The following is a 21,137-nucleotide window of genomic DNA, read 5'->3' as shown; positions in this document are numbered from 1 at the left end:
ATATGAAGTGCCACGGAAGACCTGCCGGAGACTGGCCGAAGACCCGTCGGAGACCGCCGAAGACCCGCCGGAGAGCCACTGGAGGTCGACCGGAGGCAAGGAACCATCACGTCGGTGTAGGCCGAGCGGCGGCGAACAGGTAGCGTGCGTAGCGCGCCGTGGCGAACGTTCTCGGCCGCGCGCCTCTCTGACATCCCGCAGAATGGATGGGAGCAGGTGCGCCCGAGCGCGATCGGGCGCGGACGTCGACGCGGTCCTCCGGTCCGCTCCGTCCGCACCCACCGCCTTCAGGCCGGCGCACCCGAGTGACGGCGTAGGAGAGAAGCGATACCTGTGAGCGCAGCGACAACGCGAAGCCGCACCCCCGACCGCCTGTGCGCCGAGGCCGTCGACCTCGCCCGCGCCGCCGCCGAGGAGGCCGCCGCGCCCGGGGTGGTGGGTGAGCACGCGGGCCTGGTCTCGGAGGGCGACCGGGTCGTCACGCACTTCTTCGAGTGCAAGGAGCTCGGGTACCGGGGCTGGCGCTGGGCCGTGACCGTGGCGCGCGCCTCCCGCGCGAAGATCGTGACGCTGGACGAGGTCGTCCTGCTCCCCGGCCCCGACGCGCTGCTGGCGCCGGAGTGGGTGCCGTGGAGCGAACGCCTGCGCCCCGGCGACATGGGCCCCGGCGACCTGCTCCCCACCGACGCCGAGGACCTGCGCCTGGAGCCCGGCTACACCGGCGAGGACGAACCGCTGCCGAGCGCGCCCGTCTCCGCGGAGATGGCCGAACTGGTCGAGGCGGAGGACGCCGAGCTCACCGCGGGCACCCCGTCGAACCTCCCGGTCGCCCCGACCCGCGGCTCCATCGCCGCGGTCGCCGAGGAACTGGGCATGCGCCGGGCCCGGGTCCTGTCCCGCTACGGCCTCCATGTCGCCGCCGACCGCTGGGAGGAGGCCTTCGGCGCGAAGACACCGATGGCCCAGGCCGCCCCGGCACCCTGCGTCAGCTGCGGGTTCCTGGTCCCGCTCGGCGGCTCCCTGGGCCAGGCCTTCGGCCTGTGCGCCAACGAGTTCGCCCCGGCGGACGGCCGCGTGGTCTCCCTGTCGTACGGCTGCGGCGGCCACTCGGAAGCGGCCGTCATGCCCAAGCCCCCGCAGCCGGCCCCGCCGGTGATCGACGAGACCCGCGTGGACCCCTTCCCCCTGCGCCCGGCGCCGGACTCGGGCTCGGTGCCGGTGCTGGCGGACGAGGATGCGGCGGAGCTGGGGCACTCGTAGGAGCCACCTACGGTCGCTGCTGCTCGAGGACGAAAGCGCCGCCCACCGGTCGTATCCGGTGGGCGGCGCTTTCCTGGTTGTCCAGGCTGACGAGGGGACTTCCCTCAGCGATATCGGTGTTCTATGACGCCATGGATCCGGAGAGGGCGGCCTTCGCATTGCCCAGGGGCGCAGCGTCCTCGGGGCGCAGCTCGATGGTGCCGCCCATTCGGTCCAGCAGTACGAGCGATGTGCTGAGCAGACCGTGCGCCAGTTCTCGCATGACCTCGTTGGAGGTGGCCGCATAGAGGCCGTACAAACGCTCGACGAAGACCTGGAACACCTCGCGATCCACCGCGCAGCCACCCTGAGGTGTCGGCGTCAGTCCGGACGGCACCTCGAGAAATCGGGCGGCTCCCGGAGCAAGGGAGGCATACAGCTTTCCGCTGTGGTAGCCCGCGTCCCAGATTGTCTCGTTGCCGTACTCGAAGGGATAACTCAATCTGCGATCTCCAGTCTGAGGTCGAGATCCGGGTAGGTCTGCCTGAGCTCGGCGAACCGCTGCTGCAATGCCGCCCGGAAACGCGGGTCCATTCCTGACGTCGTGAACCGGAAGCCGATCGGTGCGCTCTCGTAGCCGGGAAGCAACGCACGGCACTTCAGGTAGTTGGACAGCTTCACGTCGATGTGTTTGTCCAACCAACTGGCATCAGCGTAGGTGGCCGACTTGAGTTCCCACATCACACCGTTCTCGAAGAGGTCGATGTCGGTGATCTTGTTTCCCGTCACGGGATCGAAGACGTCGTGGTCGATGGCGCCTTCCAGGCAGCCGGACACATCACCGTCCGCCGCCTGTGCCGCCATCGTGAACGCCGCGGACCGCACGGACGACCGGTTGACCGCCTTGCAGCCGCGCTTGAGGAGCTTCAGCTCGTCGTAGGCCCGGTCCAGGACCTTGAGCTTGCCGCTGAGGACGCCCACCGCCAGGCCGCTGCAACTGTCGAAGTCCTTCTCGCGCAGGCACTCCTCCAGGTCGCTGATGCCGAGGAGTTCCTTCTCGATGTTCCAGAGCATCTCCGCCGCGTCGCTGAACTCGTCGGCGTGCGCGAGGAGGGAGCAGTAGACCTGGTTGTGCTGGCACCAGCGGGCGAAGTCCACCGGGTCGCAGGGCAGGATCGACTGCTGGCAGCGGTACAGCTCGGCCGGCGTCATCCCCTGGTTCTCGGCCGCCTCCTTCGCGGCGACCGCTGCCTTGCGGCGCTCCTCCTCCTCTTCGCGGTACTTGGCGATCGCGGCGACGAAGGCCTTCGTGGACGCCTCCAGTGCCGCGTCCGCGTCCTTGCCCGCCGCGATCTCCGACTTGCGCGCCTCCTCGGCGTAGTAGGCCGCGGTGGATGCGGAGGCCTGCGCCGACTCGGCGGAGATCGTCGCGTCGGCTGCCGACCTGGCGGCCCTGGAGGCGGCGGCGTCCGCGCTGTTCGCCGCGTTGCGTGCCGTCTTCGCCGAGGCGGCGGCCTGGGCCGCGGACGTCTCGGCCTCGTCGGCGTACCGGTCGGCCTGGTCGGCGTACTCCTGCGCCTTGCCCGCGGACTCGTTCGCCTTCTTCGCCCACTCGGTGGCCTCGGCGGCGGCGTTGCGGGCGGTGGCGGCGACCTTCTGGGCGGTGGCGGCGTTCTGCTGGGCCGTGGCCGCGACCTTCGCCGCGTCCGCGATCATCTTCCGTACCTGGGCCACGTGGGTGGCGGTCAGGTTGTCCTTGCGCAGCGCCTTGTACTGCCCGGAGACGACGAAGGCGTGCAGCGCGTCCGGCGACCCGGCCAGCGCGATCCGGGCCGCCGACTTCACCTCGGGAGTGCCGCTGTCCACCAGCTGCGCTGCCTTCACCCGCTCGTCCTGGGTGCGGGCCTCGTGCTGGGTGGTGGACAGGAACTGGCTGTACTTCTTCGGATCGCCGGTGGCCAGCGCGGCCCGGCCGGCCTCGGCGAGCACCGGTCCGGCACCGTCGATCACCTTGGCGATGTCGACACGCATGCCCTCGGCGCCGGCCTGGTGCCGCCCGTTGGCGACGAACGCGCTCACCGCGGCGGCGTCGCCGTCCAGCGCGACCTCGGCCGCGTCCCGTACCGCCTTGTCCGAACTCTCCTCGGCGAGCCGCTCCACGTAGGAGCGCTCGTCCTGCTGCGCTGCCGTGATCCAGCCGTTGCGGAGATAGTCGAGGACCACCTCGTCGGGGCCCGCCAGGGCGGCCTCGGCGGCGGAGCGGCCCCACGCGGTGCCGTTCTTCATCGTCAGTACGGCGAGGTCGCGGCCCTGGTCGGCAACGGCCGCGAGGTCGGCGCCGGGCGCGTCGGCCGCGGCCACCAGCCGGTCCCGTTCGGCGTCCCGATCCGTCACGGCCTTCTGCAGATCGGCCTGTTCGGCGATCAGGGAGTCGTACGCGGCCTTGTCCTGCTCGGCCCGTTCGATGCCGGCGTTGGTGCGGCCGAGCAGTTCCTCGGCCTCGACCTCACGGGCGAGTTCGAAGACCTGCTGAGCCTTGGTGACGGCGGCGGTGGCGGCGTTCGCCGCCACGGTCGCCGCGTTCGCGTGCTCCGTGGAGCGTGTCGCGGCCTGCGCGGCCTCGCCGGCGTGCTCGGCCGCCTCCAGGGCGGCGTCACCCGCGTTCTTCGCGTGCGTGGCGGCGGACCTTGCCGCGTCCCGGGCCTCCCGGGCCGCGGTGGCCGCCTTGCGGGCCAGGGACTCGGCGGCGGACGCGGCCCGGTTCGCCTCGGCGGCGTGGCTCTTCGCGGCGGCAGCGGCGGCGCGGGCCTCGGCGGCGGCGGCGCTCGACTGCCCCGCGTAGTTGCCGGCCTCGATGGCCGCGTCTGCGGCCGCGTTGGCGTTGGCGGTCGCGCTCTTCGCCGAACTGGCGGCGTCACCCGCCGCGTCGGCGGCCACGGCGGCCTGGTCGGCGGCCTCGGCGGCGAGGTTCGCGCCCTCGGCTGCCTTCTGGGCGGCCTGGGCGGCGACCCGCGCGGCCTCCGCGTTGCCGGCGTCCACAGCGGCGTCGGCCGCGGCGCTGCGGGCGCGGGAGGCGGCCTGGGAGGCACCGGCTGCCGCGGCGGCTGCTTGGGAGGCCGCGTTGGCCGCCACGCGCGCGGAGTTGTTCGCCGCGCTCGCTGCGTCGATGGCCCGTTGCGCGGCGGTGGCGGCCTGGGACGCGGCGGTCGCTGCGCGCTTGGCGGCGCGTGCCGCCTTGGCGGTGTCGTCCTTGGCGGCCTCGGCCTCGGCCGCTGCCTCCAGCGCGGCTTCCTTGGCGAGCTGGGACGCCTTCACCGCCTTGGTGGACTCGGTCTTGGCGGCAGCCGTCTGCGCGGCTGCCTGCCGTCCGGCCTCCTTCGCCTGCGCCGCGAGCTGAGCGACGGTGTCGTGCTCCTGGTCCTTGGCGCGGGCGACGAACTGGCCGACCTGGAGGAACTCCTTGATGTCGGCCGCGCTGCCGCTGAGCGCGAGGCGTCCCGCGGCCCGTACGTTGGTGCCGCCCACGCTGATGATCTGGGCGAGCTGAACTCGCTCGTCCTGCTCCTGCTCGGTGTACTGGAGCTTGGTGAGGAAGTTCCGTACGTCGTCCGAGCTGCCGTTCAGCGCGGCCCGCCCTGCGTCCTGGACGTTGGGCCCCGCGGTGTCGATGATCTGGGCGACCCGGACCCGGCTGTCCTCCTGCATCGGGTCTTCCCAGCCGTCGTCCAGGAAGTCGTGCAATTGGGCGCGGGTTCCTGCCAACGCGGCGCGGGCCGCGGTCAGCAGCTCCGGCCCGCCGACGCTCGCGATCTGGGCGGCCGTCACCCGTTCGTCCTGGCCGCTGAGTTCTTCGGCAGCCGCCAGGAAGGTCCGCACGTCGGCGTCGGTACCGGTCAGCGCCGCCTCGGCGGCCGCCTTGACGCCTGGTCCGCCCTCACGCCAGTAGTCGACGACCCGCCCACGGTCGGCGGCGGTCACCTCCGAGACGTCGGCAAGGAGGACGGCGGACGACGTGCCCGTGGCCGCCGCGGCCGCGGGCGAAGCGCCCAGCAGGCCGGCGGCCAGGGCCAGTGGCAGCAGGCCCAGTGCCGTTCTGTGTATCGCGCGTGGCGTTCTTCGACTCATCGTGCCCCCGGTAATTGATGGATTCTGTACCTCTCCAAGAATGGCCGACACTATACATGCGCTTTTCCTTTGCTTTATTATTATCCAATGTCCCGTTCTGGGTGCATTGGTCATGAATCAAAGTGAGTTGACGATGTGTGAGTTCGGGGTTATCTTGTGATGGATATTTGATGGGAAACGCTTGGGGGGAGCGGCTTTCGGCATGGAAATGCCGCGCCCGAAAGGAGGGTGCGGTGTTTTTCCGCGCTCGGAAACTATTTCTTGCCGGACTCGCCGTTGTCATGGGGGCGGGTATAGGTATTTCTATGGCGGTGGCCGATGATTCCTCGGCTGTCGCTGTCGATACTCCGCCCAGTGCGGTGGAGCAGTTCTCCTATCCCGGGGCGGCGGGCATTCTCGCCTCGGAGGGCATTCAGCTGAAAAAGGGTGACGGGCACATCCTGCTCGCCACCTGTGACGGCACGGCCGACCAGATCAGGGTCTACACCGTGGCGGACAGCACGGTGGGCCGCAGGGGCGACTACTGCTTCAGGGCTACGGCCGCCTCGGGCTGGCTGACGCTCGAACTCCCCCGGGTCTTCGCCCTGGAGACCGGCGACCACCCGATCAGCGCCGACCTCACCGCGAACGGCGCCACGACCACCGTGAACGTGGACGAGGGCGGCTTCGAGAGCGTCGGCGAGGGCACGGTGGGCGGCGCCCGTTCCGTGCTCGTCGAGATCCGTGTCACCGGCTGACCCGCTGTGCCCAGCATCAAGGAATCGAGAAACGTGACCTCCATCAAGTCCTCCTCCCCGAGATCCGCCGTCGGTGCGGCGCTCGTGGCGGTCGTCGCCACCGCAGGAGCCCTGCTCAGCGTCCCGGCCCAGGCCGTCGTCGGCGGTCCGGTCGCCACCGGCTCCTACGCCTACACCGCCCGCGTGTCCCTCGGTGCCGATGACACGGCCCGCGCGTGCAGCGGTGCCCTCGTCGCCTCCAACTGGATCCTCACCGCGGCCAGTTGCTTTGCCGCCGACGTGGAGGTGCCCACCGTCGCCGCGGGCAAGCCCGCCCTGTCGGCCACCGCCACCGTCGCGGGCAAGACCAGCGCCGTGGTCCAGCTGGTACCGAGGGCCGGCCGTGACCTGGTCCTGGCCCGCCTCGCGCGCCCGGTCACCGGAGTCACCCCCGTGACGGTGGCGACCACCGCCCCCGCCGCGGGCGACCAGCTCCGCGCGGTCGGATACGGCCGCACCGCCGGCGACTGGCTGACTGCCACCGCGCACAGCACGGCCTTCGCGGTGGACGCGGTCGGCACCGACGACCTCACCATCACCGGCCAGAACGGCGCCCTGTGCCAGGGCGACACCGGTGCCCCCCTGCTGCGTGAGACGAACGGCACCGCCGAACTGGTCGGCGTCGGCAGCCGGTCCTGGCAGGGCGGCTGCCTGGGCGAGACGGAGACCCGCACCGGGGCGATCGCCGCCCGCTCCGACGACCTGGCCTCCTGGGTCTCCGCCACCACGGGCCCCGCGCCGGTCACCGACTTCAACTGCGACGGCGTCGAGGACATCGCGGTCTCCGACCCCAAGGCCACCGTCGGCGGGAACTCCGGTGCCGGTCTGGTCCGCGTCGTGTACGGCGGCGGCAAGGGCACCGCCGAGATCAACCAGTCCCTCACCTGGGTCTCCGGCTCCGCCGAGGCGAACGACGGCTTCGGTGAGGCGATCGACACCGTCGACTACGACCAGGACGGCTGCACCGATCTCGTCGTCGGCACCCCTGGCGAGGACCTCGGCACCGCCACCGACGGCGGCATGGTCGACATCCTGCACGGCGCGACCGGCGGCCTCGGCACCGGCACCGTGAAGGTCACGCACTTCCAGCAGGGCGAGGGCGCCGGCGCCGTCGCCGCGTCGAGCTCCGAGTCCGGCGACCGCATGGGCCACGCCCTCGCGGCCGGCGAGACGGCGGCGGGCGAGCCGTACCTCGTGATCGGTGTGCCCGGGGAGTCCCTCGGCACCGTCACCAAGGCGGGCATGGCCTTCTACCTGCGCGGCAAGATCAACGCGAGCGTGCACCAGGACAAGACCGACGTCCCCGGCAGCGCCGAGACCGACGACGGCTTCGGCACCTCGGTCGCGGCCGACGCCAACCACATAGCGATCGGCGCCCCCAACGAGGACATCGGCGGGGACGCGGCCTCCGGCAACCTCGCGGTGTTCTCGCACACCCTGCACGCCGACGGCCACCCCCAGCCGCTGTTCGGTCTCGACCAGGACCTCGACTCCGTCTCCGGCGGCGCCGAGGCGGGCGACGAGTTCGGCAAGTCGCTCTCCCTGACCGAGTACCGCCCCTCGGGGGCCGCTGCCGCCACCGACTCCGTCCTCGCGATCGGCTCGCCCGGTGAGGACCTGCCGGTCGGCGACGCCCCCAACCCGGACGCGGGCCGGGTGATCCTCTTCCGTGTCACCGCCGCCGGCTCCGGCAGCCAGCTGGCCGAGCTCAAGCAGGGCACCGCCGACGACGACGTCAGCGGCTCCGCCGAGTCCGGCGACCGCATGGGCGAGACCGTCACCGCGATCAACACCGCGCCGCGCTCGGTGAGCACGACGGCGACGATGAAGCTCGCCGTCGGCGTCCCCGGCGAGGCCGTCGGCTCGGTCGCCAAGGCCGGCGCGGTCCACACCTTCTCGCTGCTCGGCACGCCGGGCGCGAACGACCGCTGGCTGGAGGCCGGCGACGGCGACGGCATCCCCGGCACCCCGGGCGCCAACCAGGCCGTCGGCAGCAGCCTTCACTTCACCGGCAGCCGCCTCTACGTCGGCATGCCCAACGGCCCGTCCACGTACGGCGCCCTGCACGCGCTGCCGCTGTCCAACGTGACCGCCGGCGGCACCGTCGCCGCGGTGACCACGTACCAGCCCGGCACGGGTGGCCTCCCCGCCGCCGGCAGCCGCTTCGGGTACGCGGCCCGGTAAGCCGGCAGGCACTTTCACACCGACGGGCGGCGGGGCACACCCCGCCGCCCGTCGGCGTCCGCGCCGCGAACCCTCCCCGAATCATCGCCCCTGTCCCTCGCGGTACCTTCATCGTCACGCCGATGAGGAGAGTCAACGTGAGCAAGTTCGTGCGGCCCGCTGCCGAGGGTGCCGACCCGTTCGGGACCGCCCGGCTCCGGCGAGGGGTGCTGGACGCCTGGGCCACCAGCCCCGCCCGGTTCCGGGAGGACGCCAACGCCGAGGAGGACCTCGTCCTCGGCGGGTACCGGGACCGGCTCGTCGTCGAGCTCGCGCAGAACGCCGCCGACGCGGCCGCCCGGGCCGGTGTGCCGGGACGGCTGCGGCTCACCCTTCGCGAGGGCGTCCTGTTCGCCGCCAACACCGGTGCCCCGCTGGACGCGGCCGGCGTCGAGTCCCTCTCCACCCTGCGGGCCTCCGCCAAGCGCGACCACGCGGACGGCTCGGTCGGCCGCTTCGGCGTCGGCTTCGCCGCCGTGCTCGCCGTCACCGACGAGCCCGCCGTGGTCGGCCGCCACGGCGGGGTCCGCTGGTCCCTCGCCGAGGCCCGCGACCACGCCGCCGAGACCGCCCGCCACAGCCCCGGACTCGGCGACGAGATCCGCCGGCGGGACGGGCACGTACCCCTGCTGCGGCTCCCGTTCGCCGCCGAGGGCAGCGCGCCCGACCCGTACGACACCGTCGTCATCCTCCCGCTGCGCGACACCGCCGCCACCGACCTCGCCGAGCGTCTCCTGAACGCCGTCGACGACGCGCTCCTGCTCGCCCTGCCCGGGCTTGAGGAGGTCGTCGTCGAGACGGCCGACACGACCCGCACGATCAGCCGCCGCACCGAGGACAACCTCACCGTCGTGGAGGACTCGCGGGACGGTACGACCCGTTGGCACACCGCGTCCGCGCACGGACCGCTCACCCCCGAACTCCTCGCCGGCCGGCCCGTCGAGGAGCGGCTGCGGCCGCACTGGTCGCTCACCTGGGCGGTGCCCGCCGACCCCGACGGCACTCCCGCCCACCCCCGCACCAGCCCCGTCGTGCACGCCCCGACCCCCAGCGACGAACCCCTCGGTGTCCCCGCGCTGCTCATCGGGTCCTTCCCGCTGGACACCACCCGCCGGCACGCGGCCCCCGGGCCCCTCACCGACTTCCTCGTGCAGCGCGCGGCCGACGTGTACGCCGAACTCCTCGCCGGCTGGCGGCCGGTGAGCGAGGGGATCATCGCTCTGGTGCCCGGCCCGCTGGGGAAGGGCGAGCTGGACGGGGCGTTGCGGGCGGCGATCCTCGACCGCCTCCCGCGCACTGCGTTTCTCCCGCCCGCCCTCGACCCCGGCGACGACTCGGAACTGCCCGAGGCCCTGCGCCCGCGCGAGGCCGAGGTCGTCGAGGGCGCCGGCGCCGACACCGTGCGGGTGCTCGCCGAGGTGCTGCCGACCCTGCTGCCCGCCGGACTCGAACGGCGCGTGGAACTGCGCACCCTGGGCGTCGCCCGGGTCCCGCTCACCGACGCGATCGACCGGCTCGCGGGCCTGGAGAAACAGCCGGAGTGGTGGCAGCGGCTCTACGACAGCCTCGCGGGCGTCGACCCCGACCGGCTCTCCGGCCTCCCCGTGCCGCTGGCCGACGGCCGTACGACGATCGGACCCCGGCAGGTGCTGCTGCCCACGTCGGACGGGCCCCTGATCGACCCCGAACTCCTCGCCCGGCTCGGCCTCAAGGTCGCCCACCCGGACGCCGCCCACCCCCTGCTGGAGAAGCTGGGCGCGCTGCCCGCGACTGCGCGCGCGGTGCTCACCACGCCCCAGGTACGGGCCGCCGTGGCCGCCTCCCTGGACGACGACGGCGGTGTGAGCTGGGAGGAGGACACCCCGGACGCCGAGGAGCTGGCCGACACCGTGCTCGCGCTCGTCCGGGACGCGGGGCTGGAACCCGGTGACGAGCCGTGGCTGGGGGCGCTCGCCCTGCCCGACGAGGAGGGGGAGCTGGTCCCCGCCGGTGAACTCGTCCTGCCCGGCAGCCCGTTCGCCCAGGTGATGCGCGAGGACGAACTCGCGCTCGTGGACGCCGATCTGGCCGCCAAGTGGGGCGAACAGCCCCTCGCGGCCTGCGGGGTGCTGGCCAACTTCGCCCTGGTCCGGGCCACGGACGTGGTCCTCGATCCCGACGAACTGGAGCCGCGCGAGGGCGACTTCGCCGAACCGGACGACGCCGGGCTGCTGGACGCCGTGGACGTGTGGTGCGAGGACATCCTCGACCGCTTCCCGGACACGCCGGTACCGCCGGTCGCCACCGAACTGGTCGCCGTACGCGATCTCGACCTCGTCGACGAGGACAAGTGGCCCGAGGCCCTGGCGCTGCTGGCCCGGCCGCCGCTGCGGGACGCGCTGACCCAGCAGGTCCGCATCCTCCTGCCGGACGGCACCCACGAGGTCGTACGGCCGTACACCGCCTGGTGGTTGCGCGGGAACCCGGTGCTCGACGGCCGCCGCCCCGCCGGTCTGCTGGCGTCGGGCGGAGACCCCCTCCTGCGGGGCCTGTACGACGAGGCGGACGCGACCGGGTTCGACGACGAGCAGGTGCTGCGGGCGCTGGGGGTGCGGACGTCGGTGGCCGCGCTGCTGGAGGAGCCGGGCGGGGCGGCGGAACTCCTGGACCGCCTCGCGGACCCCTCCCGGCCGGTCACCGGGGACCAACTGCACGCCCTCTACAGCGCGTTGGCCGACCTGGACCCCGAACAGGTCACCCTGCCCGACGAGCTGCGGGCCGTGACCGACGGCCGGGTCGAGGTCGTGGACGCGGCCGACGCGGTGGTCGTCGACTCACCGGACCTGCTGCCGTTCACGCAGGGCGTCCCCCTGCTGCCGGTCCGCCCGTCCCGGGCCGCCGAACTGGCCGAACTCTTCCAGGTCCGCCGGCTGAGCGAGTCGGTGACGGGTTCCATGGACTCCGAGGGCACCGAGCACGACGTCCCCGAGCCGGTCCGCGTCCTGCTGGGCGCGAGCACCCCGTCCACGTACGTGGAGCACGAGGAGCTCGTCGTGGACGGCGTGGAGATCGACTGGCGCCTGACACACGACGGCGTCCTGCACGCGGCCACCCTGGAGGGCGTCGCCGCGGGCCTCGCCTGGGCGTCCCGCCAGTGGCCCCGCCGCTTCGAGGTGGCAGCCCTCCTGGAGGACCCGACCCGAACCCAGGAACTGGCGAGGGACCGCTGGTTCGACTGAGCCACGGGGGCCGCCCTGACGGACGGCCCCCGCTCGTGCTGTCAGTCCTCTTCGGTCTCGAGAAAGTAGTCGTATTTTTCCAGGTCCAGCGTCATGTCGGTCAGCTCCTTGACTCGCGCGGCGTGCTGCTCCGTCAGCGGATACACGTCGGCCAGCTGTTCCGGCGCCATCCCGAGGAGTTCTCCCCAGGCTTCCGCGCCCACCGCTGTGACGTCGGTGGACGAGAGCGGATGCTCGTCGTCCTTGGGGTAACAGGTGACAAGGAAGTACACGGTCACGGCGTCACCTTTCGGGTCGGATTTGCGGGCTTGGTCTGGGCTCCAGTATTCGCGTCGAACTCTCCGAGGTGCTTGCCGCGCTTGTTGTACTTCTCGACGGTGCCGTGCTGGGAGTCCCACTCGTAGATCTCCCCCGACTTGGGATCCTTCCAGCGCTTGCTTTACGCGGGCAAGGCCGACGGCAGCTTCGACAAGGCCCGCTCGATGTGGCCCGACAAGACCTGGGGCGGCATGCGGGTCCTGCCCGGCGGCGACTTCGACGGTGATGGCAAGAGCGATCTCGCCGCCATGACGACCGCGGGCGATCTACGCCTGTATGCGGGTGACGACACGGGCACGCTTGCGGCCGGCAGGACCTGGTGGCCCAAAATCTGACCGGGGGTCGCAAAAGATCAGTCCGGTCTCCTGCAACGCTTTACCCCGGTCGTGCATCTGACCCCACGAGCCGCCCAGGCTCCACGACCAGTCCCTGGGGGAACGCATGCGCATCCGCACCACCGTGGCCGCCGTCTCCGGCGGTCTCGTCCTCGCCGCCCTCGCCGTCCCGGTTGCTCAGGCCGACGGCGGGGGCCTGCACAAACCCACCGCCGCGGAGCGTTTCGGCGTCTCCAGAGCCGCGATGAGCGCCGCCGCGGACGACGTGGAACTGCCGGTCGTCTCCAAGGTGACGGTCAACGGCGGCAAGAGCATCGTGGCCGGCACGACGGGCGTCAAGACCTTCACCGTGTCGCTGACCGCCAGTCACTCCGCCGGTATCGAGGACGCGTACATCGACCTGTGGCACGGCCGGGACCGGGCCCATGTCGACGGCGTGTTCGCTCCGAACGAGCAGAACGCCACCTGCACCGCGGTCAGCACCACGACCTCGAACTGCAAGCTCACCATCACCGTCGACGTCACCCGCGAGCTGTACATGAACTCGCTGGCCGGCACCTGGCACGTGACGGCCGCCGCGATCGCCGCCGACGAGGCCGGCACCGACTACTGGAACGACTTCTACGGCACCCACAAGCTCCAGCGCCTCTCCAAGCTCACGGCCAACGCCGCCCCGGAGCCGGTGAAGAAGGGCAAGACCATCACGGTCACCGGGAAGCTGACCCGGGCCAACTGGGAGACCCGCAAGTACAACGGGCTACACGTCCCAGCCGGTGCAGCTGCAGTTCCGGAAGAAGGACTCCGACACCTACACGACCGTGAAGACGGTCAAGACCAACAACAAGGGCGACCTGAAGACCACGGTCAAGGCCACGGTCGACGGGTTCTTCCGCTGGAGCTTCGCGGGCACCTCCACCACCCCGGCCGTCAACGCCGCGGGTGACTTCATCGACGTCAAGTAGGTCGACGAGACGTAAAGCGCTGCGCATGTGCGGTCAAAATCACGCCCCACCCGTACAACCAGTCCCCTGAGTCACGGATCTACGGAGTGAGTCAGCAGACTCCCGAATCCTTCTCTCCTCATGGGGAACGCACATGCGCATACGCGCCCTCGTCCTCGCCGCCTCCGGCGCCGTGGCCCTCTCCGCCCTCGCCGTGCCGTCCGCCTCGGCCGCCACGGCCGGGCCCGCCGTCACCTTCTCCAACCTGAAGGTCAACAGCGGCAAGAACATCGTGGTCGGCACGACGTCGATGGTCACGGTTTCCGCGACCTACACCGTGACCAAGCCCGCGAACCTGAGCGCGAGCTCCTTCCAGACCGGCCCGGTCCTCTACCGCGGCGCCACCCTCGGCCTGGACTCCGACGACCTGCTCGGCGGTGACGAGCCGGGTACTTGCACGGCGTCCTCCTCGACGGTCCTGAAGTGCTCAGCGAAGATCCAGTTCCGCCCCAAGGGCTCCGACGAGGACGGCGACCTGCGCAGCAGTGAGGCCGGCACCTGGAAGCTGGGCGCCCTCGCGGTCAACAACGCCGGCGGCATGACCTGGCAGGGCGGCCTCGGCACCACTCACCTCCAGCGCCGGGCCACCCTCACCACCGACGCCTCCCCGGAGCCGGTGAAGAAGGGGAAGACCATCACCGTCACGGGCAAGCTGGCTCGCGCCAACTGGGACACCAACAAGTACGCCGGTTACGCGACCCAGCCGGTGAAGCTGCAGTTCCGCAAGAAGGGCAGCAGCACCTACACGACCCTCAAGACCATCAAGACGTCGTCCACGGGCACGCTGAAGACGACGACCACGGCGACGGCCGACGGTTACTACCGCTACAGCTTCGCGGGCACGACGACCACGTCGTCCGTGAGCGCGGCGGGCGACTTCGTCGACGTCCAGTAGGACCCGGCACTAAGCGGTACCGCGGCGGTCGACCCACCTCCACAGGAGTTCCAGGGCGGCCGCCGCCACCACCGAGATGCCGACCGCGATCCACGGCATCGTCAGTCCCACCAGCTTCAGCGCGAAGAAGTCCTGGAGCCAGGGCACGGCCAGGACCAGGACGAAGCCGAGGCCCATCGCCGCGACCAGTGCGAGACGCCACCAGGTGTAGGGGCGGGCGATGATCGCCAGCACCCACATCGAGATCAGGAACAGGGTCAGGGTCGCCGCGCTGGTCTCCGCGTCCAAAGCGCCGCTCCCGGTGTAGTGGTGACGGGCGATCAGGTACGTCACGAAGGTCGCGACCGCCGCGACCACCCCGCCGGGGATCGAGTACCGCATCACCCGCCGTACGAAGTGCGGTTGCGCCCGTTCCTTGTTGGGGGCCAGGGCCAGGAAGAAGGCCGGGACGCCGATCGTCAGCGTCGACAGCAGGGTCAGGTGCCGGGGCAGGAAGGGGTACTCCACCTGCCAGCACACCACGAGGACGGCCAGCAGCACCGAGTACACGGTCTTGACGAGGAACAGGGTCGCGACCCGGGTGATGTTGCCGATCACCCGCCGGCCCTCCGCCACCACCGACGGCAGCGTCGCGAAGCTGTTGTTCAGCAGCACGATCTGCGCGACCGCCCGCGTGGCCTCAGAGCCGGAGCCCATCGCCACCCCGATGTCGGCGTCCTTGAGGGCGAGCACGTCGTTGACCCCGTCGCCGGTCATCGCGACCGTGTGCCCGCGTGACTGCAGGGCCCCCACCATGTCCCGCTTCTGCTGCGGGGTGACCCGCCCGAACACCGTGCCCTCGTCGAGCGCCTTCCCCATCCCGTCCGGGTCGGCAGGCAGCTCACGGGCGTCCACCGTGCTGCCGTTCAGCCCCAGTTTGGCCGCCACCGCCCCGACCGACACGGCGTTGTCCCCGGAGACGACCTTGGCGCGGACGTCCTGCTCGGCGAAGTACCGCAGGGTGTCGGCCGCGTCGGGCCGCAGCCGCTGCTCCAGTACGACGAGGGCGGTCGGCCGCGCTCCCCGGGCGACCTCGGGATCGTCGAGGCCACGGGAGGCGCGGGCCAGCAACAGCACGCGCAGTCCCTGTTCGTTGAGCCGTCCGGTCTCGGCGAGGGCGGGGTCGCCGGGCGACAGGAGCACGTCCGGCGCCCCCAGCAGCCAGGTGCTGGACTCGCCGTCGTCCTGGCTGAAGGTGGCCCCGCTGTACTTGCGGGCCGAGGAGAAGGGCAGCGACTCGGTGCAGCGCCACTCCTGGACGTCCGGGTAGACGTCGATGATCGCCTGGAGGGAGGCGTTCGGCCGCGGGTCCGACTCGCCGAGGGCGCCCAGCACCTTGCGTACGTACGCCTCGTCGGCGCCCTGAAGCGGCCTGAGCTCGGTGACGTCCATGCCGCCCTCGGTGAGGGTGCCGGTCTTGTCGAGGCAGACCGTGTCGACGCGGGCGAGGCCCTCGATGGCCGGGAGTTCCTGGACGAGGGCCTGTTTCCGGCCAAGCCGGATGACGCCGATGGCGAAGGCGACGGAGGTGAGGAGGACGAGTCCCTCCGGGACCATCGGCACGATGCCGCCGACCGTGCGGGCGATCGAGTCCTTGAGGTCGTTGTCCTTCACGAACAGCTGGCTGACGACCAGGCCGATCGCGGTCGGGACCATCATCCACGTCACGTACTTGAGGATCGTGGAGATGCCGGAGCGCAGCTCGGAGTGGACCAGGGTGAAGCGGGAGGCCTCCTCGGCGAGCTGGGCGGCGTAGGCCTCGCGGCCGACCTTGGTCGCGGTGAAGGCGCCGCCGCCGGCGACCACGAAGCTTCCGGACATCACCTGGTCGCCGGGGCGCTTGACCACCGGGTCGGCCTCGCCGGTCAGCAGCGACTCGTCGATCTCCAGGCCGTCGGCCTCCGCGACCACCCCGTCGACCACGGCCTTGTCGCCGGGCCCGATCTCGATGAGGTCGTCGAGGACGATCTCGGAGGTGCCGACCGCGGTCGCGGTGCCGTCCCGCCGTACGGTCGGCCTCGCCTCACCGATCACCGCGAGCGAGTCGAGGGTCTTCTTCGCCCGCCACTCCTGGACGATGCCGATCCCGGTGTTGGCGAGGATGACGTATCCGAACAGGCTGTCCTGGAACGGTGCGACGAACAGCATCACCAGCCAGAGCACACCGATGATCGCGTTGAAGCGGGTGAAGACGTTCGCCCGGACGATCTCCGCCAGGGTCCGGCTGCTGCGCACCGGCACGTCGTTGACCTGGCCGCGCGCCACCCGTTCGGCGACCTCGGCCGCGGTCAGCCCGGTCACCGCCCGGGACGGGGCCGTCGTGCGGTCGAGTTCGGCGCCCGCGTCGATGTGGGTCATGCATTCGACGGTACGTGCGGTTTTGCGGCTTCACCCGCCGAGTGACCGGAAGTTCAGACCTGGGGAGGAGACGGGAACGGGCGAATGATGCCGTGGTACTAGGGGGCGCTCGTCACTCGGCATCAAGGGTGCCGGGTGCGTCACCGGCGGCCGAGTTCCGGATCGCTGCCTCCCGTTTGCGCACGTACCAGGTCCCGTAGATCCCGAGCACACCCCCGGCCAGGCAGGTCCACAGCCACCAGGTGTGACCGTGGTCCGCGAACCAGCCGTAGAAGGGAAGCTGCACGAGGAAGAGGACGAACCAGAGGATCGTGCCACCGGTGACGGTGGCGACCACGGGGCCCTCCAGGGGCTCCGGCGCCTCGTGCTTGAGGGGTCCCGAGAAAAATCCGGCCATGGGGACAGCTTACGAGGCGATCACATCTACGCGCGGAGATGGCCCCTCCGGCTTTATACGTTCATACTGAAACGGTTTGTGTCTGTCCACTTCTGCTCGTAGGAACATCCAATGCCGACCGCCCTCGACCGCTACTTCAAGATCTCCGAACGGGGCAGCACCCTGCCGCGCGAGATCCGGGGCGGCTTCGCCACGTTCTTCGCGATGGCCTACATCATCGTGCTGAACCCGATCATCCTCGGCAGCGCCAAGGACATGTACGGCCATCAGCTGGACAACGGCCAGCTCGTCACCGCGACCGCCGTGACCGCGGCCTTCACCACGCTCCTCATGGGCGTGATCGGCAACGTCCCGATCGCCCTGGCGGCCGGCCTCGGCGTGAACTCGGTCGTCGCCCTCCAGCTGGCACCCCGGATGTCCTGGCCGGACGCGATGGGCATGGTGGTCCTGGCGGGCTTCATCGTGATGCTGCTCGTCGCCACGGGCCTGCGCGAGCGCGTGATGAACGCGGTGCCGTTCGGCCTGCGCAAGGCGATCTCCATCGGTATCGGCCTGTTCATCATGCTGATCGGGCTCGTGGACTCCGGCTTCGTCTCCCGCATCCCGGACGCCGCCCAGACCACCGTCCCGCTCCAGCTCGGCAGCGACGGCCACCTCAACGGCTGGCCGGTCCTGGTCTTCATCCTGGGCGCCCTGCTCACCCTCGCGCTCATCGTCCGCAAGGTCTCCGGCGCGATCCTGATCTCGATCGTCACCATGACGGTCCTCGCGGTGATCATCGAGGCCGTCGCCAAGGTCCCGTCCTGGGGCCTGACGACCCCGAAGTGGCCCGGCAACCCGGTCGCCACCCCCGACTTCGGCCTGCTCGGCAAGGTCAGCCTCTTCGGCGGCTTCGACAAGGTCGGCGTGCTGACCGGCATCCTCTTCGTCTTCACGGTCCTGCTGTCGTGTTTCTTCGACGCGATGGGCACGATCATGGGCGTCTCCGACGAGGCCAAGCTCACCGACGCCCAGGGGCAGATGCCCGGCATCAACAAGGTCCTGTTCGTCGACGGCCTGGCGGTCGCCGCGGGCGGTGCCAGCTCGTCCTCCGCCACCACGGCCTTCGTGGAGTCCACGGCCGGTGTCGGCGAGGGCGCCCGCACCGGTTTCGCCAACCTGGTCACCGGCGGCCTCTTCACCGTGGCCCTCTTCCTGACACCCGTCGCCACCATGGTCCCGTCCCAGGCCGCGACCCCCGCGCTGCTCGCGGTGGGCTTCATGATCCTGGCGAACTCGGTCCAGGACATCGACTGGGCCGACTGGACCATCGCGATCCCGGCCTTCGTCACCATGGTGATGATGCCGTTCACCTACTCGATCACCAACGGCATCGGCATGGGCTTCATCACCTTCGTGGTGCTGCGCCTGGCGGCCGGACGGGGGCGGGAGGTTCCGGTTCCGATGTACGTCGTCGCGGCGGTGTTCGGCTTCTACTACCTGATGCCGGCGCTGGGTCTCACGTGATCCCTCACGTCACCCCGTAGAACTTCTCGGTCTCGTCGACGGCGGTCTGGAACCGCTCGTCGAAGTCGCCCCGGATGAGCGTTCGGATCACATAGTCCTGGACGCTCATCCCCCTTTTGGCCGCATGGTCCCGGAGCCGCTCGAGCAGCTCCCCGTCTATCCGCAGGCTGAGCACGCTGGTCCCCATGGAGACGAGGGTCGCCGCCCGCGGTGGGCGGCGTTCACATTCCGCTGTCGACTCACTCGTACGGGTGAAGATCGGGTTTCCGTGGCCGGAGTCACGGGAATCCGCGCGCACGCCAGCTTGTTTAGCGAGAGTAATGAGTTACGCTAAAGAGATGCCGGACCTTACCCATGGCGACGACGCTGCCGCCGTGAACTCCCTGCGATCAGCCGTGATGCGACTGTCCCGTCGGCTCAAGCACCAGCGCGTCGACGAGTCGCTGAGCCCCACCGAGATGTCGGTCCTGGGCACCCTCTCGATCTGCGGCAAGGCCACCCCGGGCGAACTCGCCCGCAAGGAGCACGTCCAGCCGCCGTCGATGACCCGCATCGTGGCACTCCTGGAGGCCAAGGGACTGGTCCGGCTGGAGCCGCACCCCGAGGACCGGCGCCAGAAGGTCGTCACGAAGACCGAGCAGGCCGAGGCCATGCTCGCGGAGTCCCGCGCCAAGCGGAACGCCTTCCTGGCCGCCCTGGTCGACGGTCTCGACGAGGACGAGTGGGCGAAACTGCGCGAAGCCGCCCCCGTGCTGGAGAAACTCGCACACCTGTAAGCCGCGAAGAGGAGGCGAACGCACTTTGAGTACGGGACCCGGAGCACCTTCCGCCCCCGCACCGATCCCTTCTACCTCTGTGTCCCGCAAGTCGTCGATGTTCAGCTCGCTGAAGGTCAGGAACTACCGCCTGTTCTTCGCCGGCCAGGTCGTCTCGAACATCGGCACCTGGATGCAGCGCATCGCCCAGGACTGGCTGGTGCTCAGCCTCACCGGCTCCGCCACCGCCGTCGGCGTCACGACGGCCCTGCAGTTCCTGCCGATGCTGCTCTTCGGCCTCTACGGCGGTGTCCTGGTCGACCGGCTGCCCAAGCGCCGCGCACTGCTGTTCACGCAGTCCGCCATGGGCGCCACCGGCGTCGCGCTCGCCGTCCTCACCCTGAGCGGTCACGTCCAGGTCTGGCACGTCTACCTCGCCGCCTTCGCCGTGGGCCTCGCGACGGTCGTCGACAACCCGGCCCGCCAGTCGTTCGTCTCCGAGATGGTCGGCCCCGACCAGCTCCAGAACGCGGTCAGCCTGAACTCCGCCAACTTCCAGTCCGCCCGCCTGATCGGCCCCGCCGTCGCCGGAGTCATGATCACCGGCGTGGGCACCGGCTGGGCGTTCCTCGCCAACGGCCTGTCCTTCGTCGCCCCGCTCGTCGGCCTGCTGATGATGCGGGCGCGCGAGCTGCACGTCGTCGAGCGCGCCCCGCGCGGCAAGGGACAGCTGCGGGAGGGACTCCACTACGTGGCCGGGCGGCCGGAGCTGATCTGGACCATCGTTCTGGTCGGGTTCGTGTCCACCTTCGGCTTCAACTTCCCCGTCTACCTCTCCGCCTTCGCCGACGACGTCTTCCACGCCGGCGCGGGCTCCTACAGCCTCTTCAACACCGTGATGGCGGTCGGCTCGCTGGCCGGCGCCCTGCTCGCGGCCCGGCGCGGCACCGCCCGGATGCGGGTGCTCGTCGTGGGCGCGGTGGCCTTCGGCGCGCTGGAGATCGTGGCCGCCCTCGCCCCCTCGCTGTGGCTGTTCGCCCTGCTCATGGCCCCGATCGGGATGTTCGGCATGACGGTCAACGTCACCGCGAACACCAGCGTCCAGATGGGCACCGACCCGGCCATGCGGGGCCGCGTGATGGCCCTGTACATGATGGTGTTCATGGGCGGCTCCCCGATCGGCGCGCCGATCGCGGGCTGGATCACCGACGCGTACGGCGTCCGCGCGGGCCTCGCGGCCGGCGGCGTGATCGCCGCGCTGGCGGCCGTGACGATCGGCCTGGTCCTGGCCCGCGTCGGCAACCTGCGGCTGTCCGTCGGCTGGAACCGTGGCCACCCGCACGTCCGGTTCGTGCCGCGCGAGGCACAGGAACAGCTGGCGCCCGCGGCCTGAGCCCTACGGCAGGACGCGCATGGCCAGCACCTGGCCCGGCCAGTCGTTGTCCGCCCCGGCGGTGTACGTCTCCGTCGGGGCGAAGCCGTTGGCCTCGTAGTAGGCCACCAGCTTGCCGTCGTCGCCCGCGTAGCAGTCCACCCGCAGCAGGGCGACGCCCGCGCGCCGGGTCTCCTCGGCGGCGTGCGCGAGCAGGGCGCTGCCGATGCCGTGGCCCTTGAAGCGGCGGTCGGAGGCCAGCCAGTGGATGTACCGCTCGGGCTCGCCGGGTGGCGGGAGATGATCCAGGTAGGCGCCGGGCGCGTCGGTGATCGTGAGGGTCGCGGCCGGTACGCCGTCGGCCTCGGCGATGTACACGCTGCCCTCGTCGACGTACCGGGCGACGGACTCCACCGTGCCCGGGCTCAGGGACAGCGGCCGGGTTCCCCACTGGCCGGGGCGCCCCTGCGCGACCAGCCACTCCACGCAGCTGTCGAGCATGTCGAGGATCACGGGTATGTCGTCGGGGCCGCCGTCCCTGATGGTGATCTCCATGCCGTCATGATGACAGGCTGGCCCT

The 21,137-nt window shown here is 71.1% G+C and carries 16 protein-coding genes and 1 pseudogene; 10 read left to right on the top strand and 7 right to left on the bottom strand.

Features of this window, described 5'->3' with window-relative positions; genetic code table 11:
• Window positions 1–333 precede the first annotated feature (333 nt).
• Window positions 334–1,260 carry a DUF3027 domain-containing protein gene (locus M2163_RS23545; RefSeq protein ID WP_280850836.1) on the top strand — a complete coding sequence of 309 codons (927 nt, stop codon included), beginning with the start codon at window positions 334–336 and terminating at the stop codon, window positions 1,258–1,260.
• 121 nt (window positions 1,261–1,381) lie between these two features.
• On the opposite strand, the gene M2163_RS23540 is transcribed toward M2163_RS23545, so the two are convergent.
• Both M2163_RS23540 and M2163_RS23535 read right to left on the bottom strand, forming a co-directional pair.
• On the bottom strand, window positions 1,382–1,741 hold the full coding sequence (locus M2163_RS23540) for a DUF6086 family protein (protein ID WP_280850837.1): 360 nt from the start codon (window positions 1,739–1,741) through the stop codon (window positions 1,382–1,384).
• Window positions 1,738–5,364 (bottom strand): ALF repeat-containing protein, encoded by a 3,627-nt coding sequence (locus tag M2163_RS23535; protein ID WP_280894944.1) that lies wholly within the window; start codon window positions 5,362–5,364, stop codon window positions 1,738–1,740. The genes M2163_RS23540 and M2163_RS23535 overlap by 4 nt, the downstream gene beginning before the upstream one ends.
• Window positions 5,365–5,723: 359 nt before the next feature.
• Between M2163_RS23535 and M2163_RS23530 the strand changes: the two genes are divergently transcribed.
• The 3 genes from M2163_RS23530 (at window position 5,724) to M2163_RS23520 (ending at window position 11,581) form a co-directional block, all read left to right on the top strand.
• Window positions 5,724–6,101, top strand: a complete 378-nt coding sequence (locus M2163_RS23530) for a hypothetical protein (protein ID WP_280894934.1) — start codon at window positions 5,724–5,726, stop codon at window positions 6,099–6,101.
• Window positions 6,102–6,134: 33 nt separating this feature from the next.
• Window positions 6,135–8,324, top strand: a complete 2,190-nt coding sequence (locus tag M2163_RS23525; RefSeq protein ID WP_280894943.1) for a trypsin-like serine protease — start codon at window positions 6,135–6,137, stop codon at window positions 8,322–8,324.
• Window positions 8,325–8,461: 137 nt separating this feature from the next.
• Window positions 8,462–11,581: a molecular chaperone Hsp90 gene (locus M2163_RS23520; RefSeq protein ID WP_280894942.1), complete on the top strand. Its 3,120-nt coding sequence runs from the start codon at window positions 8,462–8,464 to the stop codon at window positions 11,579–11,581.
• A 41-nt stretch (window positions 11,582–11,622) separates the two neighbouring features.
• On the opposite strand, the gene M2163_RS23515 is transcribed toward M2163_RS23520, so the two are convergent.
• On the bottom strand, window positions 11,623–11,859 hold the full coding sequence (locus tag M2163_RS23515) for a hypothetical protein (protein WP_280894941.1): 237 nt from the start codon (window positions 11,857–11,859) through the stop codon (window positions 11,623–11,625).
• A gap of 138 nt (window positions 11,860–11,997) precedes the next feature.
• Here M2163_RS23515 and M2163_RS23510 point away from each other — a divergent pair, with 138 nt between their 5' ends.
• The 3 genes and pseudogenes from M2163_RS23510 (at window position 11,998) to M2163_RS23500 (ending at window position 14,130) form a co-directional block, all read left to right on the top strand.
• Entirely contained in the window at window positions 11,998–12,234 is a 237-nt protein-coding gene (locus M2163_RS23510; protein WP_280894940.1) for a hypothetical protein, read from the top strand.
• Between the two features lie 106 nt (window positions 12,235–12,340).
• Window positions 12,341–13,196: pseudogene (locus tag M2163_RS23505) on the top strand (DUF5707 domain-containing protein).
• Between the two features lie 133 nt (window positions 13,197–13,329).
• On the top strand, window positions 13,330–14,130 hold the full coding sequence (locus M2163_RS23500) for a hypothetical protein (protein ID WP_280894939.1): 801 nt from the start codon (window positions 13,330–13,332) through the stop codon (window positions 14,128–14,130).
• 9 nt (window positions 14,131–14,139) lie between these two features.
• Here the strand turns inward: M2163_RS23500 and M2163_RS23495 are convergent, their stop codons facing one another.
• Entirely contained in the window at window positions 14,140–16,527 is a 2,388-nt protein-coding gene (locus M2163_RS23495) for a cation-translocating P-type ATPase (protein ID WP_280850844.1), read from the bottom strand.
• Window positions 16,528–16,639: 112 nt separating this feature from the next.
• Window positions 16,640–16,924 (bottom strand): DUF2530 domain-containing protein, encoded by a 285-nt coding sequence (locus M2163_RS23490; protein WP_280894938.1) that lies wholly within the window; start codon window positions 16,922–16,924, stop codon window positions 16,640–16,642.
• Window positions 16,925–17,035: 111 nt separating this feature from the next.
• Here M2163_RS23490 and M2163_RS23485 point away from each other — a divergent pair, with 111 nt between their 5' ends.
• Window positions 17,036–18,430, top strand: a complete 1,395-nt coding sequence (locus tag M2163_RS23485) for an NCS2 family permease (RefSeq protein WP_280894937.1) — start codon at window positions 17,036–17,038, stop codon at window positions 18,428–18,430.
• A gap of 4 nt (window positions 18,431–18,434) precedes the next feature.
• On the opposite strand, the gene M2163_RS23480 is transcribed toward M2163_RS23485, so the two are convergent.
• A complete protein-coding gene (locus tag M2163_RS23480) occupies window positions 18,435–18,617 on the bottom strand; it encodes a ribbon-helix-helix protein, CopG family (protein ID WP_280850847.1) in 183 nt (60 codons plus the stop codon).
• A 151-nt stretch (window positions 18,618–18,768) separates the two neighbouring features.
• Between M2163_RS23480 and M2163_RS23475 the strand changes: the two genes are divergently transcribed.
• Window positions 18,769–19,206: a MarR family transcriptional regulator gene (locus M2163_RS23475; RefSeq protein WP_280850848.1), complete on the top strand. Its 438-nt coding sequence runs from the start codon at window positions 18,769–18,771 to the stop codon at window positions 19,204–19,206.
• Window positions 19,207–19,303: 97 nt separating this feature from the next.
• Window positions 19,304–20,578: an MFS transporter gene (locus M2163_RS23470; protein ID WP_280897301.1), complete on the top strand. Its 1,275-nt coding sequence runs from the start codon at window positions 19,304–19,306 to the stop codon at window positions 20,576–20,578.
• Between the two features lie 3 nt (window positions 20,579–20,581).
• Here the strand turns inward: M2163_RS23470 and M2163_RS23465 are convergent, their stop codons facing one another.
• Window positions 20,582–21,112 carry a GNAT family N-acetyltransferase gene (locus M2163_RS23465; RefSeq protein ID WP_280894936.1) on the bottom strand — a complete coding sequence of 177 codons (531 nt, stop codon included), beginning with the start codon at window positions 21,110–21,112 and terminating at the stop codon, window positions 20,582–20,584.
• Between the last annotated feature and the right edge of the window lie 25 nt (window positions 21,113–21,137).

Origin of the sequence: Streptomyces sp. SAI-135 (assembly GCF_029893805.1) — a bacterium.
Lineage (GTDB): Bacteria > Actinomycetota > Actinomycetes > Streptomycetales > Streptomycetaceae > Streptomyces.
The sequence above is the reverse complement of the archived record's forward strand: the minus strand, read 5'-3'. Positions and strand labels throughout refer to the sequence as shown.